The 15755-nt window shown below is 69.1% G+C and carries 14 protein-coding genes; 8 read left to right on the top strand and 6 right to left on the bottom strand.

Annotated elements, in window-relative coordinates:
- The first annotated feature begins 4 nt into the window (after positions 1-4).
- From AC5P7X_RS13120 to AC5P7X_RS13090, 7 genes are all read left to right on the top strand, one after another.
- On the top strand, positions 5-535 hold the full coding sequence (locus tag AC5P7X_RS13120) for a gamma carbonic anhydrase family protein (RefSeq protein WP_495214956.1): 531 nt from the start codon (positions 5-7) through the stop codon (positions 533-535).
- A 123-nt stretch (positions 536-658) separates the two neighbouring features.
- Positions 659-1348, top strand: coding sequence for an RDD family protein (locus AC5P7X_RS13115; protein WP_005420157.1), 690 nt, complete (start codon positions 659-661; stop codon positions 1346-1348).
- Entirely contained in the window at positions 1345-2337 is a 993-nt protein-coding gene (locus tag AC5P7X_RS13110; RefSeq protein ID WP_495214955.1) for a stage II sporulation protein M, read from the top strand. The genes AC5P7X_RS13115 and AC5P7X_RS13110 overlap by 4 nt, the downstream gene beginning before the upstream one ends.
- The gene (locus AC5P7X_RS13105) at positions 2327-3943 is read left to right on the top strand and encodes a DUF4129 domain-containing protein (RefSeq protein WP_495214954.1); all 1617 of its coding nucleotides are present in this window, start codon (positions 2327-2329) and stop codon (positions 3941-3943) included. Before AC5P7X_RS13110 ends, AC5P7X_RS13105 begins: the two co-directional genes overlap by 11 nt.
- On the top strand, positions 3940-5124 hold the full coding sequence (locus tag AC5P7X_RS13100; protein ID WP_005420168.1) for a DUF4350 domain-containing protein: 1185 nt from the start codon (positions 3940-3942) through the stop codon (positions 5122-5124). The genes AC5P7X_RS13105 and AC5P7X_RS13100 overlap by 4 nt, the downstream gene beginning before the upstream one ends.
- Positions 5121-6107: an AAA family ATPase gene (locus AC5P7X_RS13095; protein WP_005411535.1), complete on the top strand. Its 987-nt coding sequence runs from the start codon at positions 5121-5123 to the stop codon at positions 6105-6107. The genes AC5P7X_RS13100 and AC5P7X_RS13095 overlap by 4 nt, the downstream gene beginning before the upstream one ends.
- Positions 6104-7402 (top strand): DUF58 domain-containing protein, encoded by a 1299-nt coding sequence (locus AC5P7X_RS13090; RefSeq protein WP_070489963.1) that lies wholly within the window; start codon positions 6104-6106, stop codon positions 7400-7402. Before AC5P7X_RS13095 ends, AC5P7X_RS13090 begins: the two co-directional genes overlap by 4 nt.
- Before the next feature lie 98 nt (positions 7403-7500).
- Here the strand turns inward: AC5P7X_RS13090 and AC5P7X_RS13085 are convergent, their stop codons facing one another.
- From AC5P7X_RS13085 to AC5P7X_RS13075, 3 genes are read right to left on the bottom strand one after another with little or no spacing between them, the layout of a single operon-like run.
- Positions 7501-8148 carry a hypothetical protein gene (locus tag AC5P7X_RS13085; protein WP_495214953.1) on the bottom strand — a complete coding sequence of 216 codons (648 nt, stop codon included), beginning with the start codon at positions 8146-8148 and terminating at the stop codon, positions 7501-7503.
- Positions 8148-9326, bottom strand: coding sequence for a glutathionylspermidine synthase family protein (locus tag AC5P7X_RS13080; RefSeq protein ID WP_253134562.1), 1179 nt, complete (start codon positions 9324-9326; stop codon positions 8148-8150). The genes AC5P7X_RS13085 and AC5P7X_RS13080 overlap by 1 nt, the downstream gene beginning before the upstream one ends.
- A gap of 7 nt (positions 9327-9333) precedes the next feature.
- Positions 9334-9906, bottom strand: coding sequence for a DUF1190 domain-containing protein (locus tag AC5P7X_RS13075; protein ID WP_005420172.1), 573 nt, complete (start codon positions 9904-9906; stop codon positions 9334-9336).
- 407 nt (positions 9907-10313) lie between these two features.
- Here AC5P7X_RS13075 and ilvD point away from each other — a divergent pair, with 407 nt between their 5' ends.
- Positions 10314-12152 carry a dihydroxy-acid dehydratase gene (ilvD, locus tag AC5P7X_RS13070; protein WP_206620037.1) on the top strand — a complete coding sequence of 613 codons (1839 nt, stop codon included), beginning with the start codon at positions 10314-10316 and terminating at the stop codon, positions 12150-12152.
- Positions 12153-12257: 105 nt separating this feature from the next.
- Here the strand turns inward: ilvD and dinG are convergent, their stop codons facing one another.
- The 3 genes from dinG to aroE form a co-directional block, all read right to left on the bottom strand.
- On the bottom strand, positions 12258-14360 hold the full coding sequence (gene dinG / locus AC5P7X_RS13065; RefSeq protein WP_053496799.1) for an ATP-dependent DNA helicase DinG: 2103 nt from the start codon (positions 14358-14360) through the stop codon (positions 12258-12260).
- Positions 14361-14515: 155 nt separating this feature from the next.
- Entirely contained in the window at positions 14516-14869 is a 354-nt protein-coding gene (locus AC5P7X_RS13060; RefSeq protein ID WP_005420176.1) for a hypothetical protein, read from the bottom strand.
- Between the two features lie 3 nt (positions 14870-14872).
- Complete coding sequence (gene aroE, locus AC5P7X_RS13055; protein WP_253134563.1) at positions 14873-15718, bottom strand: shikimate dehydrogenase; 846 nt, start codon at positions 15716-15718, stop codon at positions 14873-14875.
- Positions 15719-15755: the final 37 nt, after the last annotated feature.

The raw sequence follows: 15755 nt of genomic DNA, 5'->3' as shown, positions 1-15755 counted from the left end.
ATCGATGAACCCGCTGCGCCCCTTCCGCGACAAGATGCCCATCCTCGGCGAGCGCGTGTACATCGACCCGGCCTGCACCGTCATCGGTGACGTGGAGCTGGCCGCGGACGTATCGGTGTGGCCGGGCACGATCATCCGCGGCGACGTAAACTACGTGCGCATCGGGGCGCGCACCAATGTGCAGGACGGCACGATCATCCACGTCAGCCACCACAGCCCCTACAACAAGGCCGGCTACCCGACCCTGATCGGCGAAGGCGTGACCGTCGGCCACGGCTGCATCATCCATGCCTGCACGATCGGCGACTACAGCCTGATCGGCATGGGCGCCTGCATCCTCGATGGTGCGCGCATCGAGCGCCATGGCTTCGTCGGCGCCGGTGCGGTGGTCGGCCCGGGCAAGGTGGTTGGCGAAGGCGAGCTGTGGGTGGGCAATCCGGCCCGCCCGGCGCGCACGCTGAGCGACAAGGAGATCGAGTCGCTGCACTACTCGGCCGACCACTACGTGCGGCTGAAGGACGAATACCTGGGCTGAGCAGCCAACGCCGCCATGCGGCTCTGCTAAAGTCTGGGCCCGACCAGGACCTGTCGAGACCCCCATGCCTGTGGCTGCCTGCCGGAGAGGACTCCGGCGCCCACAACGAAGGCCATCGCACTGATGGCCGCACCGATGCTCGATACCTACCGCGAGGTGGTGACGCCGGAGGGTGTGCCGCTGCAGCTGCCGGCAGCCGGCCCGGTGCCACGGGCGATGGCGTGGCTGGTGGATCTGGGCGTGCGCATCGCGGTACTGGTGGTGATGTCGATTCCACTGGCACTGCTGGATTCGTTCGGCTCCGGGCTCGGCCTGGTGCTGATGTTCCTGGTGTACTGGGCCTACCCGATCGTCTGCGAAGCGCTGTGGGGCCGTACCCTCGGCAAGCGCGCGCTGGGCCTGCGCGTGCTTGCGCGCGACGGCGCGCCGGTAGGCTGGATGCCTGCCATCACCCGCAACCTGCTGCGCACCGTGGACATGCTGCCGTTCGGCTATGCACTGGGCCTGATCAGCAGCCTGTTCGATCCCCATGGCCGTCGCCTGGGCGATCTGGTGGCCGGCACCGTGGTGGTGCATGCGCCCGTGCTGTACCTGCCGCCTCCGCCCACCATCGACAGCGTGCTGGCCCCGCCGCAGCCGCTGCGACCGGAAGAGCAGGCCGCGCTGATGGCCTTCGCCGAGCGCGCGCCACGGCTGTCGGCGGCCCGCCAGCAGGAACTGGCCGGCATCGCCGAACCGCTGACCGGCACCCACGGCCAGGTCGGCGTACTGCGCTTGTATGCCATGGCCAACTGGCTGTTGGGGCGGCGATGAAGCAGGAGCAGTTCGTCGCCCGCTACCAGCAGGAATGGCAGGACCTGGAACACTGGCTGCTGCTGCGTGCTGGTGCTGCGCGCCGCACGCGGCGCAAGGCCAGCGCGCTGGCAGTGGACGACGCCGCCTTCCCGCAGCGCTACCGGCGCCTGTGCCAGCAGCTGGCACTGGCCCGCGAGCGCGGCTACAGCCCGCAGCTGGTGCAGCGCCTGCAGCAGTTGATGCAGCAGGGCCACAGCGTGCTGTACCGCACGCCGCCGACGCGCTGGCGCGGTGCACTTGAATTCCTGGTGGCCGACTTCCCGCTGCTGGTGCGCAGCCAGGCGCGCAGCATGTGGGTGGCACTGGCGATGTTCGCGCTGCCGGCGGTGGCCTGCTTCGTGCTGGCGCAGCTCTACCCGGACCTGATCCACATGGTGATGGACAACCGCCAGATCGCCGAGATGGAGCGCATGTACGATCCAGCGGCCGAGCGCCTCGGGCGTGACAGCGGCACGGACTGGATGATGTTCGGCCACTACATCCTGAACAACATCAGCATCGCCCTGCGTACCTTCGCCAGTGGTCTGCTGGCCGGCCTGGGCACGCTGCTGGTGCTGCTGTTCAACGGCGTGATCATCGGTTCGGTGGCCGGCCACCTGCAGCGCATCGGCCATGGCGATCCGTTCTGGCGCTTCGTCGCGGGCCATGGTGCGTTCGAGCTGACCGCGATCGTGATCGCCGGCGGTGCCGGCCTGCAGCTGGGCATGAAACTGCTGGCCCCCGGCCGGCGCAGCCGCCTGGATGCCCTGGTCGAAGGCGGCCGCATCGGGGCCCGGCTGTGCCTGGGCGTGGCGTTCATGCTGCTGGTGGCCGCGTTCATCGAAGCGTTCTGGTCGTCGATTGCCGAAGTGCCAGCGTGGGGCAAGTTCAGCGTGGCCGGCGTGCTGTGGGCCGGCGTGCTGCTGTGGCTGTGGCGCGGCGGGCGCGGAGGCGGCAATGCGCATTGACCGCCTGGACGTGGCGCTGCGCGCGCGCAGTGGCTGGGAAGCAATGGAGCTGGGCAGCGCCCTGTCGCGCCGCCACGCGCGTGCGGTATGGGGCAGCTGGCTGCTGGCCAGTGCACCGCTGTTCGTGATCTTCAACGCGCTGGGCTGGTGGCTGGATGCGTTCGGCTGGGCCTGGCTGGCGATGTGGTGGTGCAAGCCACTGTTCGAGCGAGCGCCGCTGTACGTGCTGTCGCGCGGCATCTTCGGTGAGCCGGTGGGCGCGCTGGCAGCGCTGCGCGCGCAGCGCAGCTGGGGCAATGCAGGCTTCTGGGGCTACCTGGGCTGGCGCCGCTTCAGCGTGCTGCGCAGCCTGTGCCTGCCGGTGAACCTGCTGGAAGGCAACGCGCCGGCCCAGCGCGGTGCACGCCGCCGCGCCGTGGCGGCCGGTGCCGCGAGCGCCGCCGTCGTGCTGACCCTGGCCTGCATGGCCTTTGAAGGGGTGCTGGTGTCCGGTGCGATCGGCGCGGTGTTCATGTTCATGCCACTGGAGCTGATGTCCGAATCATGGCGTGCCGCATGGGACATGATCGGCCAGGACACGCCTGCCTGGGCGCAACTGGGCTTCAACCTGGCGTGCTGGCTGGCATCGGTGCTGATCGGACCGTTCTATGTCGGCGCCGGCTTCGGCCTGTACTTGAACCGGCGTACGCAGATGGAAGCGTGGGACGTGGAGATCGCCCTGCGCCGCCTGCGCGAGCGGCTGCTGCCGGCAGCATCGACGCTGGCGCTGCTGCTGTGCCTTGCCCTGCCGCTGGCCTCCGTGCCAGTGCATGCGCAGGACGCGCAGACGGTCGCTGGGCAGGCCGGCGATGCCGAAGAGGACGAGGACAGCGGGGAAGAACCCGCCACTGCGGCCAACGACCCGGCCAATACGCCGGCGATGATCTTCGGTGCGGCGCCGGTGGACACCGCCGGTTTCCGCCAGGCGGTGAACCGCGCCTATGAAGATCCGCTGCAGCGCCCGACCCGCCAGGTCACGCGCTGGAAGCCGATCGAACAGGCCGAGGAAAAAAAGAAGGAAGACAAGGCGCTGCAGAGCGACGGCAGCAGCAAGGGCGAGCGCAGCAACCGCAAGGCCGGCATTGCCTGGCTGGCGCGCCTGGCCGAGTGGGGCCTGTGGGCCCTGCTGGGCGTCCTGCTGCTGGTGCTGCTGCTGACCGCACGGCTGTGGCTGCCGTGGCTGCGCGGCAGTGGCCGGCGCAAGGCCGACGCTGTACCGCAGGTGGTGGAGGAACAGGTGGAGCTGCCGGTCGTGCTGCCGCCGGACGTGGCCACCCAGGCCGGCCTGCTGTGGGACCAGGGCCGGCCGCGTCAGGCGCTGGCCCTGCTGTACCGCGCCAGCGTGCGCACGGTGGGCGAGCGCAGCGGCATCGCGCTTCCGCCCGGTGCCACCGAAGCGCAATGCCTTCGCGCCTCGCGGCGCATGCCCGATGCCACCGACCGTGACCTGTTCGCGCGCATCGTGCGCATGTGGCAGTACGCCGCCTACGGTGGCCGCCTGCCCAGCCGCGCCGATTTCGATGCACTGGCCGACACGCTGCGCCAGCAGTACCGGTGGCTGGCATGAGCCCGCGCCTGTTCTGGTCGCTGTTGCTGGGCGGGCTGGTGCTGCTCGGCGTACCGCTGACGATCCTCTACCTGCGCACGCATGAGCGGGTGACCGAGACCGTGCAGCTGCCGCCGCAGGGCGAAGCCGGCTACAACCCGCTGTACGTGCTTGGGCAGGCCCTGCGTGCCGATGGCATCGACGTGCACTCGCGGCCGCGGCTGGACCTGCAGCAGATGGCGCTGGGTCCGCGCGACACGGTGGTGCTGCTGCAGGACAGCAGCGAACTGCCGGCACCGGCGGCCAGGGCCCTGCTGGCCTGGGTCGATGGTGGTGGCCATCTGCTGGTGCGCACGCCGCCACCCGCAGAGGACGACGCCAGCAGTACGCAGGGACCGCTGCTGGACCAGCTGGGCGTGGACAGCCTGTACCAGCAGAGCGACTGCCAGCCGTTCCACGTCATCGACGATCCCAGCCATGTGGAGTTCTGCGGTGGTCGTCGCTTCACGCTGGGCTTTGCCGCCCGTACACACGCCGAACGGCGTTGGGGCAACGAGCGCAACCTGGTGTTCGCGCGACTGCGCCACGGGCAGGGCAAGGTGAGCGTGCTGGCCGACATGGAGTTCATGCGCGGCGAGGTGGATTCGCCGGCAGCACGCCTGGCGTCGGCTGCGGGCAAGGCCAGCGACGGCCTGCACGATCTCTCGCACCGCGACCTGACCCGCTATCTGCTCGATCCGAACTACGGCAAGGGCACTTTCTGGCTGGTCTACGCCAGCCGCCCGCCATCGCTGTGGGCGCGCCTGTTCTACCAGGGCTGGCCGGTGTGGGCGCCGCTGCTGCTGGCCCTGCTGGGCTGGCTGTGGGGCCGTTCGCAACGCTTCGGCAGCCGCCTGCCGTCGCCGGTGCTGGAACGCCGCTCGCTGCTGGAACACGTGCGTGCCAGCGGCGAGCTGCTGCTGCGCTTCGGCCAAGGCGCGCGCCTGTATGACGCCGTGCTCGCCCTGTTCCTGCATCGCCTGCGCCTGCGCGCACCGGTGGCCGCCGCACTGGACGGCGCGCCGCGCGAACAGGCCATCGCCGAACTGCTGTCCTGGCCGCAAGGCCGCGTTGCCAGCGCGCTCACGCCCCCTCCGCCGCACGATTCCTCCGCCCTGCGCGAGCGCATCCGCTTGCTGCTCCAGATGAGATCCCTGCTATGACCGAAGTCCCCGAGCTGCCGGCGGCCGCCAACGCCCGCCTGATCGAACGCGTCGATGCCATCCGCGATGCCGTCGGCCACGCCTTCATTGGCCAGGCCGATGTACTGGACCAGATCCTGGTGGCGCTGCTGGCCGGTGGCCACGTGCTGATCGAGGGCGTGCCCGGGCTGGGCAAGACCCTGCTGGTGCGCGCACTGGCACAGGCCCTGGAACTGGATTACGGCCGCGTGCAGTTCACCCCCGACCTGATGCCCAGCGACGTCAGTGGCCATGCGGTGTACGACCCGAAGAGCGAGAGCTTCAAGATCCGCCGTGGCCCGGTGTTCACCAACCTGCTGTTGGCCGATGAGATCAACCGTGCGCCGGCCAAGACCCAGTCGGCACTGCTGGAAGTGATGCAGGAAGGCCAGGTGACCATCGAAGGCAAGGCGTTCACCCTGGCGCCGCCGTTCATGGCGCTGGCCACGCAGAACCCGCTGGAGCAGGAAGGCACCTACCCGCTGCCGGAGGCACAGCTGGACCGCTTCCTGCTGAAGGTGCTGATCGACTACCCGCAGCTGGAGGACGAGAAGCGCATGGTGACCGCGATCACCAGTGGCCGCGCCGCCAGCGATTTCGACCTGAGCCAGGTGCCACGCGTACTCGGTGCCGGCGAACTGCTGGAACTGCAGCGCGCCACCGCGGCGATCACCGTCGATGACGAAGTGATCGACTACGCAGTACGCATCGTCGCGGCGACCCGGCAGTGGCCGGGCATCGCGGTCGGCGCCGGCCCACGCGGCAGCATCGCGCTGGTGCGTGCCTCGCGTGCGCAGGCGGTGCTGGCCGGCCGCGACTTCGTCACGCCGGACGACGTGCGCGACATTGCTCGCCCGGCACTGCGCCACCGCATTGCACTGGCCCCCGAGCTGCAGATCGAAGGCCAGGACGCCGACGACGTGCTGGGCGCACTGCTGGCCAAGGTGGAAGCACCGCGCCGATGAGGCCTGCCCCGCTGCTGCTGGCGCTGCTGCTGGCCTGGGCCGCCCTGGGCGGCCTGGTGCTGGGCGGGTTGCTGCCGCGCTGGAGCTGGGCGCTGGCCGCCGTGGCCATCGCGCTGCCTGCGCTGTTCGACCTGTGGCGCCAGTCGCAGCGCCCGTCGCCGCAGGTACAGCGCGAACTGCCCGAAGCGCTGGCGCTGGGCGTGCGCCGCGAGGCGGCGCTGCGGTTGCAGGCCGAGCAATCGATGACGGTGCAGGTGTTCGACCTGGTCCCCGGCGGCTGGCCGCTGGAATCGCTGCCACAGCGCGTGCGCCTGCGGGCCAGTAGCGCCTCCACGCTGCACTACCACCTGCAGCCGCTGCAGCGTGGGCGCTTCCGCTTCGAAGGCGTGCACCTGCGCATGCGCTCGCCGTGGCGCCTGTGGTGGCAGCAACGCACGCTGCCGCCCGCACTGGACGTGCGGGTCTATCCGAATTTCGTGCCGCTCACGCGCTTTGCGTTGTTCAGTGCCGACCAGGCCTCGCGGCTGGTCGGTGCACACGTGAAGCGCCGCCGTGGTGAAGGCACCGACTTCCACCAGATGCGCGAGTACCGCGTCGGCGACAGCCTGCGCCAGCTGGACTGGAAGGCCACCGCGCGTGCGCGCAAGCTGATCTCGCGCGAGTACCAGGACGAGAAGAACCAGCAGTTGCTGCTGATGCTCGACAGTGGCCGGCGCATGCTGGCCAGCGAAGGCGGTCTCTCGCACTTCGACCATGCCTTGAATGCCTCGCTGGTGGTGGCCTACCTGGCGCTGCGCCAAGGCGATGCCGCCGGCCTGTTCGCTGCCGGTGGCGAACGCCGCTGGGTCGCGCCGCAGCGCGGCATGGGCACGGTCGAGCACCTGCTGCGCGCCAGCTACGACCTGCAGCCACGCGCGGTGGCCACCGATTACCTGGCCGCTGCCACCGAGGTGTCGCTGCGCCAGCGCCGGCGAGCACTGGTGATGCTGGTCAGCAACGTGCGCGACGAGGACATCGAAGACCTGCTGGCGGCGGTGCGCCTGCTGCAACGGCGCCACCTGGTGTGCGTGGCCAGCCTGCGCGAGCGCGAGCTGGACGGCGTACTGGAGGGGGACGTGCAGACGCTGGAGGACGCCACCCAGGCCGGTGCCGCGGCGCTGTACCTGCAGCAGCGCGCGAAGGCGCACGAAGCGCTGCGCAGCGAGAAGGTGATGGTGCTGGACGTCACCGCCGACGCCCTGCCGGGCGCGCTGGTGGAGCGCTACCTGGCGGTGAAGCGCGAAGGGTTGCTGTAACCCTGCGATTGACCGGCGCCGAGCATGGGCTCGGCTCTACAGACGACCTGATTCCTGTAGCGCCGAGCCCATGCTCGGCTGTCGGCCAGCGGCCGGCACTACCCTTGCAGCAAGCGACGCTGCAACCGCTCCACCGCTCGCTGCAGCAGCACCCGGTTGCGGGCCAGCTTCATCCACTGCGGCAGGCGCGAGAACATCGATCGGTGGTGGCCGCGGTGCTCGCGCAGCATCGCACTCGCGTACGCGTGCAGTGCCTGCAGATGTTCGGCGTTGTAGGCCCATAGCAGGCCCGCGCGGGTCGATTCGACCAGGCGCAGCGGCAGACCGAAATGCGGATCGGCAGGCTCGGCGTCACGCAGGGGACGCGTCAACACCGTGACCTCGGTGCTGCGACCGCACTGTGCGCATCGGGCGGGGAAGGATGCGGGCGCTGGGATGCCGGCGGGAATCGGCCGACACACATGCAGCCACTGATGCCCGCAGAATCCACAGGGCTGGCGGCCCAGAATGCGGACCGCACCCAGCCAGTCGCCGCTGTCCAATGCAGCGCTGCAAGCGGTGCAGCGGAAACGCGCGGTCCATCGATAGGGTTCCCAGCGGGCGATCACCCAACCGGGGGCATCGCAGCGGTGGCAACGCACCGCGACGCGGTCGGCGAAGGCCTGCAGGCTGCGCCCGTCATCGAAATGCCGGCCCGGCGCGGGCGCGGCACGCCCATGCCGGCCAGGCCAACGCCGCACCGTCATCAGACGTAGATCCGCGTCGGCGCCTCGTCGACGATCGCGTGCGGCACGAACCGCGCACTGTCGCGGGTGATCGCGCTGTCGTCCTCGCGGATGCCGATGCCGCAGGCGTGGTCACCCACCACCCAGCTGCCGATCAGCGGGTAGCCACCTTCGAAGCGGGTCAGCGGATGGGCGCGCTGGATGATCGCCGGGCCGTCATAGGGACCGTCGCTGCGCTGGGTGCTGCCATCGGCCAGGTGCATCTCGATGTTGGCACCTTCGCGCGAGAACAGCGGCTTGCGCACCCAGCCCGGGGCCAGCGTGCTGCCGTCATCGAAGTGCGCCTCCAGCAGGTTCGGATGGCCTACGTTGCGCTGCCACAGCAACGGCAGGATGCCCTTGTTGCTCAGCACTGCCTTCCACGCCGGTTCCAGCAACTGCACGCCCGAACCGGGCAGCGCGCGGCCGAACTCTTCGGCCATCAGGTCTTCCAGCGGGTACAGCTTGAACAGCGTGCCGATCACCGAATCATCCAGCGCGGTGAAGCGGCCGTCCTCGGACAGGCCGATGTCCTCGATCGCGATGGCCTGGCCATGCAGGCCGGCCTGCGACGCGCAGTCGCGCAGGTAATCGACCGTGCCACGGTCTTCTTCCGAGCTTCCCACCGCGCTGAAGTACAGCGGCGGCGGCAGCTGCGTGGCCAGTTCGCCGAAGCGCTCGACCAGCGCCTCATGGATCGCATTGAACTGGTCGGCATGCTGCGGCAGGCGGCCGGCGTTGCGCTGGTCTTCCAGCCACTGCCACTGGAAGAAGCTGGCCTCGAACAGCGAGGTCGGCGTGTCGTAGTTCAGCTCGTACAGCTTGGCCGGGCCGGTGCCGTCGTAGGCCAGGTCCAGGCGGCCGTAAAGGTGCGGCTGGCGCTGGCGCCAGCTGTCGGCGATCCAGTCGCGGTAATGCGACGGAATCGCCAGCTGGTCCATCAACCGTTCACTGGCGATGACATCACCGACCAGGTCCAGCGCCATCTGGTGCAGCTCGGCACTGGGGTCTTCGATGTCCTGTTCGATCTGGCGCAGGGTGAACGCGTAGTACGCGCTTTCATCCCAGTAGGGCTGGCCATCGATGGTATGGAAACGGAAACCCGCTTCCTCCGCGCGTGCCCGCCACTGGGCACGCGCGGCAATCCGGATGCGCTGCATGGGTCGATCAGCCGCCGTAGCTGCCGCTGGTGCTGCGGCGTGCGCTGGTGTTGCCGAAGCCACCACGGCTGGCAGTGACCGCACGGTTCGGTTCGCTGGTGACCGGTGCCAGACCGGCCTTGCCGGCGCCGATGCCGCTGGCGGTGTTCAGGCCACCGGTGCCGCCCGGTGCCGGGCGCGCCCAGCCAGCGTTCTTGTCCTGGTATGCCGGTGCCGACGCCGGCGCCTGCGGGGCGAGGCCGCCGCGGTTGCTCAGCATCTGCGACATGAAGAAACCCATCATCATCGGGCCGATGAACGAGGTGCCGGCCGAGGTGTGCTGCTGCACGCACTGCTCCGGCTTGTAATCCTTCTCGCAGGCTTCCTTGCTGGCGTACTTCGGCGCCGCATCGGCGGCCTGCTTCTGCGCTTCGGCAAAGGCGTTGCGGCACGACGACGGATCACCGGTGGCCTCGGTGCAGGCCTCGACCGAGGTGTACAGGCCTTCCTGCACCTTCACCTCCGGCTCCTTCTGGCAGGCGGTGAACAGCAGCGGCGCAGCGCTCATCAGCAGCAGCGCGGTGGTGCGGGAACGTTTCATGGCCTCATGCCCTGTATACGGATCAATGCCCAATGATGCCAAATCCTCACCAACAACCGGAATCGGCAAAGCGGGAAAGATGAACGGCCTTTCATTTTCGTCGGCATTGGGGTCAGAGCCCATCGCGCTGCGATGGGATCCGACCCCGGGCGGCACACCGCACTGGTAGGTGCCAACCTTGGTTGGCACACGCCCCGCGGCGCCGCGCTATGCCCGGCGCGCGCAGCCAAGTCTCCGGCGAGAAGCCCCCTTGTTGTTCAAGGGGGCGCGCCGCAGGCGCGGGGATAATGGGAAATGCGCGGACCACCAAGCCGCTGCAAGCGGTGAAGGTGGTTGCAGCAGCAACCGAAAAAATTGGCCATGATCGGCTGACCCCCACGTCGTACGGCCCGCCCGTTCCGCCAGCCATGCCCGAATACCGTTCCCGCACCTCCACCGCCGGCCGCAACATGGCCGGCGCCCGCGCCCTGTGGCGTGCCACCGGCATGAAGGACGGCGACTTCCACAAGCCGATCATTGCCATCGCCAACTCCTTCACCCAGTTCGTGCCCGGCCACGTGCATCTGAAGGACCTCGGCCAGCTGGTCGCGCGCGAAATCGAACAGGTCGGTGGCGTCGCCAAGGAATTCAACACCATCGCCGTGGACGACGGCATCGCGATGGGCCACGACGGGATGCTGTATTCGCTGCCCAGCCGCGAGATCATCGCCGACGCCGTGGAGTACATGGTCAACGCGCACTGCGCCGACGCGCTGGTGTGCATCAGCAACTGCGACAAGATCACCCCCGGCATGCTGATGGCTGCGCTGCGCCTGGACATCCCGGTGGTGTTCGTCTCCGGCGGGCCGATGGAAGCGGGCAAGACCAAGCTGTCCGAGCACAAGCTGGACCTGGTCGACGCGATGGTGGTGGCCGCCGATGACAGCGCCTCCGACGAGAAGGTCGCGGCCTTTGAGCGCAGCGCCTGCCCCACCTGCGGCTCCTGCTCGGGCATGTTCACCGCCAACTCGATGAACTGCCTGACCGAAGCGCTGGGCCTGTCGCTGCCCGGCAACGGCACTACGCTGGCCACCCATGCCGACCGCGAGGCGCTGTTCCGCCGCGCCGGCCGCCTGATCGTCGAGCTCTGCCATCGCTGGTACGGCGGCGAAGACCCGAGCGCGCTGCCGCGCGGGATCGCCACCCAGGCCGCGTTCGCCAACGCGATGACCCTGGACATCGCCATGGGCGGCTCCACCAACACCATCCTGCATCTGCTGGCCGCAGCGCAGGAAGCGGAGGTCGACTTCGACCTGACCCACATCGACGCGCTGTCGCGACGCGTCCCGCAGCTGTGCAAGGTGGCGCCGAACACACCGAAGTACCACATCGAGGACGTGCACCGCGCCGGCGGCGTGTTCGGCATCCTCGGTGAACTGGATCGCGCCGGCCTGCTCGATACCACAGTGCCGACCGTGCACAGCGCCAGCCTGGCCGAAGCGCTGGAACGCTGGGACGTGGTGCGCAGCGACAACGACACCCTGCATACCTTCTTCAAGGCCGGCCCGGCCGGCATCCCCACCCAGGAGGCCTTCAGCCAGGCCACGCGCTGGCCCGCGCTGGACCTGGACCGCGCCGAGGGCTGCATCCGCTCGCTGCAACATGCGTATTCGCTGGAAGGTGGCCTGGCTGTGCTGCGCGGCAATCTGGCCGTCGATGGCTGCGTGGTGAAAACCGCCGGCGTGGATGAATCGATCCATGTGTTCGAAGGCCCCGCACGCGTCTACGAAAGCCAGGACGCCGCCGTCGCCGGCATCCTCGCCGACGAGGTGCAGCCGGGCGAGGTGGTGGTGATCCGCTACGAAGGGCCCAAGGGCGGCCCGGGCATGCAGGAGATGCTGTACCCGACCAGCTACCTGAAGTCGAAGGGACTGGGCAAGCAGTGCGCGCTGCTCACCGATGGCCGCTTCTCCGGTGGCACCTCGGGGTTGTCGATCGGCCACGCTTCGCCGGAAGCGGCCAGTGGCGGCGCGATCGGGCTTGTGGAAGACGGTGACCGCATCCGCATCGACATCCCGGCCCGCCGCATCGACCTGTTGCTGGATGAGGCCACGCTGGTCCAGCGCCGCAGCGAGGCCGATGCACGCGGCTGGAAACCGCGTGCGCCGCGCCCGCGCAAGGTCACCAGCGCCCTGAAGGCTTACGCCCTGCTCGCCACCAGCGCCGACAAGGGCGCCGTGCGCAACACCGCCCTGCTGGGCGATTGATCCCTACGCGGTAGTGCCGGCCGCTGGCCGGCATCTGGGAAAAGGGGACGGAGGGGATTAAGTCGTTTGAGGCACAAACGACTTAATCCCCTCCGTCCCCTTTTTTCAGCCGATCACGCGCTTGAACGGCGGCAGCGCGTCGATGATGCGCTTGCCGTAGCGGCGGGTCAGCAGCCGCGAATCGAGGATGATCACGCGGCCGGTGTCGGTGGAGGTGCGGATCAGGCGACCGGCGAACTGGGTCAACGTGCGCAGCGCGTGCGGAATGGCGATCAGGTTGAACGCATTGAGCCCGCGGCCCTCGAACCATTCGCTGAGGGTGGCAGTCTGCGGATCGGTCGGCACCGCGAACGGCACCTGGGTGATCACCACCGTGGTGCACGCTTCACCGGGCAGGTCGAGGCCTTCACCGAACGAGTTCAGGCCGAACAGCACCGAACCCTCACCCGCTTCGACGCGGCGCAGGTGTTCTTCGATCAGCCGGGTCTTGGACATCTCGCCCTGTACCAGCACCTGCTTGCGCCGCGCCGCCGGCATCAGCCCGGCCACCTTTTCCATCTTCCAGCGCGAGGTGAACAGCACCATCGAGCCCTTGGCCCAATCCAGCTCGGTGTCGAGGTAGCGCGCCACTTCGCGGGGATGGCCTTCGCGGTCGTCGGGGGTGACCGGGAACCTGGGCACGATCAGCTCGGCCTGGTTGGGCAGGTCGAACGGCGACGACAGCGAGACCATCTCGGCCTCTTCCGGAATGCCGTTGTCGATCGCCAGCGACTGGAAATCGCCACCGCCGGTCAGCGTCGCCGAGGTCATCACCACCGAGTCCACCTCATCCCACAGCAGCTTGCGCAGCACGTGCGCGGCCGATACCGGCGAGCCGTGCAGCACCAGGTCGCCGTCGCGGGTGGCGGTGACCCAGCGCGCCATCGGCGGCGCGCCGTCCTTGTCCTCGCGGCGCCAGGCCTGCCACAGGTTGTACTGTTGCTCGATCATTTCCAGCGCCATGCCCAGGTTGCGCTGCAGGCGCTCGCGCGCGGCGTCGTCCGGCTTGCCCTTGGCCACCTGCGCGGTAGCGGCATGCGCCCAGTTGTAGAGGCTGCGGGTCTCGTCGGCCAGTGCCTCGATCGGCTCGCGCCAGGCCTCCGGCAAACGGCCGTTGGCCGCGCGCCACATCGGCTCCTCGTCCGCTGGCGCCGGCATCCACACCCGCTCGATGTGATCGCGGAACGCGCGCAGCTGCTTGGCGACGTTGCTGGCGACCTCGATCGCTTCGTTCGGCAGCAGGTTGCCGAGGCGGTCCTTGTCGACCGCGCGGTAGGCACCGGCAATCAGGATCTGCAGGCGCCCGGTGCGCTTGGCCATTTCATCCAGCGCCAGGCTGGCCGCGCCCTGGTCGATCGCCACGTTGCCGATGTGATGGCCTTCGTCCAGCACCAGCAGCATGTCCGACGGCGGCGCGATCAACGGCTGGCCGTTGTCGCTGTCGCCGATCGACAGCGCCGACAGCAGCAGCGCGTGGTTGGTGACCACGATCTGCGCATCGCGCACGGTGTTGCGTGAACGCAGCACCGCGCACTGCGCCGAATACGCACAACGGCGCCCGGCGCAGCCCGAGGCCGGCGTGGTGATGCGGCTGCGCAGGCCGGGACTGATGGTCTCCGGCGCATTGTCGATATCGCCGTCCCAGCTGCCGCCGGTGAAGGCATCGGTCAGGCGCTTGGCGATGTCCATCTCGATCGGCGCCAGCGGCCGGTCGAACAGTGGTGCATCATCCTCGAACATGCCGCCCTGCGAGCCCTCGCCCTGTGCTTCGGCGGCGTTACGCGTGCACAGGTAGCGGGTACGGCCCTTGGCCAGCGCCACGGTTGCTTCCAGGCCGGTGGCCTTGAGGAAATTCGGGATATCGCGCTCGACCAGTTGCGACTGTAGCGCCACGGTGCCGGTGCTGATCACCAGCTTCTTCTTGCTGGCCAGCGCAATCGGTACGCCCGCAGTGAGGTAACCCAGACTCTTGCCGACGCCGGTCGGCGCCTCGACCACGCCAACGCCGCCGCTCTTCGACAGCGCGCGTGACACCACGCCGATCATCTGGCTCTGCGAGCGGCGGGTGGAGAAGCCGGGAGTATTGGCCTGCAGCGTCGTGTACGCCTTGCGGATCGCGTCCTTCAAGGGGTCATCGAGCGTGCGCGGAGCGGCGACGGTTTCGGTCACGCCGGGAATTACCGTGGCTGGATCGGGCCGGTCATTGTCGCATGGCCGGCCATGTCCGCCGCCGCTGGCTGCCTGAACGGGGCAGCGGCGACGCCCGGCGGCTGGATGAACACGCCGGACGCTGCTGGCGACGGCCCTGGGCCGTCACCGCGGTGTCACTGCACCGCGTTGCCGCGCAGCCGCAGCAGGCGCACCAGCGCCCACACCAGCAGCACCACGCCGATGGCCTCGACCATTGCCAGCGCGAAATGCAGCACGCCGAGGATGGCGCTCAGGCTCGACACGGCACTGAAATCACCACTGCGGACCATCCACATCGGCAGGATGCCCGCCGCCATCCCACCGAGGCTGGTCAACAGCAACAGCAGCAGGCCGACCAGGGCGCCGGTGCGGGTCGCATCGCGCGGCGCACCGACCACCCAGACCAGGCCGACGCACAGCGCGATCAGCACCGGCAGGCGCACACCGACCATGCTCAGCACGGTCACCATCAAGGTCGTGCCGTCCATCGATCAGTCCTCGCCGGCCAACACAGCCGGGCCCTGGCGCAGCGCCTGGTAGACCTCGTCGGTCTGCGGGCGTACGCCGTGCCACTGCAGGAAGCTCTCGGCAGCCTGTTCGACCAGCATGCCCAGGCCATCCACGGTGTTGCGGCAGTCCGCCGCGCGTGCCCATGCCAGGAAGGCGATCGCCGCCTCGCCGTAGTTCAGGTCGACGGCGGTGGTCATCGAGTTGACCAGCGACAGCGGCAGCTTGAACTCGACGTCGCGGTCGCGGCCCGCCGAGGTGGCGTTGACGATCAGTTCAAAGTCGCCCAGGTCGCGCAGGTCCTCCCAGTAGCGGCTGATCGCGCGGCCCGGTTCGCCCATGGCATCGATCAGCTCGTCGGCACGTTCCGGCGTGCGGTTGACCACCACCAGTTCGGTGATGCCGGCATCGAGCAGCGCCGGGGCGACGCTGCGCGCCGAGCCACCGGCACCGATCATCAGCACGCGACGGCCGCGCAGGTCCAGGCCATGGCGGTCGGTCAGGTCGCGCACCAGGCCGATGCCATCGGTGGTGTCTCCGTGCCAACGGTCGCCCTTGCGCAGCAGCGTGTTGACCGATCCGGCGCGGCGCGCCCGTGCGGTCAGCGTGGTGCACACCGAGAACGCGGTTTCCTTGTGCGGCAGGGTGACGTTCGCACCGACACCGCCCTCGGCAGCGAAGGCCTCCAGGCCGGCCAGGAACGCCTCCGGGGCCAGGTCGATCGCGCGATAGTCGATGGCGATGCCTTCCTGGCGACCGAACGACGCATGGATCTGCGGCGACTTCGAATGGGCGACGGGGTGTCCGAAGACGGCGTAACGGTCGGTCATGGAATCCTCAAGCTGGCTAGACTGATGCTCTGTTCGT

The organism is Stenotrophomonas sp. YJH_SMC_53 (genome assembly GCF_059369995.1).
Note: the sequence above shows the minus strand (reverse complement) of the source record. Positions and strands in the feature narration are given on the sequence as shown.

Coding starts and splice junctions, on each gene's coding strand:
- AC5P7X_RS13120 (WP_495214956.1), top strand. CDS start 5: ATGAACCCGCTGCGCCCCTTCCGCGACAAGATGCCCATCCTCGGCGAG.
- AC5P7X_RS13115 (WP_005420157.1), top strand. CDS start 659: ATGGCCGCACCGATGCTCGATACCTACCGCGAGGTGGTGACGCCGGAG.
- AC5P7X_RS13110 (WP_495214955.1), top strand. CDS start 1,345: ATGAAGCAGGAGCAGTTCGTCGCCCGCTACCAGCAGGAATGGCAGGAC.
- AC5P7X_RS13105 (WP_495214954.1), top strand. CDS start 2,327: ATGCGCATTGACCGCCTGGACGTGGCGCTGCGCGCGCGCAGTGGCTGG.
- AC5P7X_RS13100 (WP_005420168.1), top strand. CDS start 3,940: ATGAGCCCGCGCCTGTTCTGGTCGCTGTTGCTGGGCGGGCTGGTGCTG.
- AC5P7X_RS13095 (WP_005411535.1), top strand. CDS start 5,121: ATGACCGAAGTCCCCGAGCTGCCGGCGGCCGCCAACGCCCGCCTGATC.
- AC5P7X_RS13090 (WP_070489963.1), top strand. CDS start 6,104: ATGAGGCCTGCCCCGCTGCTGCTGGCGCTGCTGCTGGCCTGGGCCGCC.
- AC5P7X_RS13085 (WP_495214953.1), bottom strand. CDS start 8,148: ATGACGGTGCGGCGTTGGCCTGGCCGGCATGGGCGTGCCGCGCCCGCG.
- AC5P7X_RS13080 (WP_253134562.1), bottom strand. CDS start 9,326: ATGCAGCGCATCCGGATTGCCGCGCGTGCCCAGTGGCGGGCACGCGCG.
- AC5P7X_RS13075 (WP_005420172.1), bottom strand. CDS start 9,906: ATGAAACGTTCCCGCACCACCGCGCTGCTGCTGATGAGCGCTGCGCCG.
- ilvD (WP_206620037.1), top strand. CDS start 10,314: ATGCCCGAATACCGTTCCCGCACCTCCACCGCCGGCCGCAACATGGCC.
- AC5P7X_RS13060 (WP_005420176.1), bottom strand. CDS start 14,869: ATGGACGGCACGACCTTGATGGTGACCGTGCTGAGCATGGTCGGTGTG.
- aroE (WP_253134563.1), bottom strand. CDS start 15,718: ATGACCGACCGTTACGCCGTCTTCGGACACCCCGTCGCCCATTCGAAG.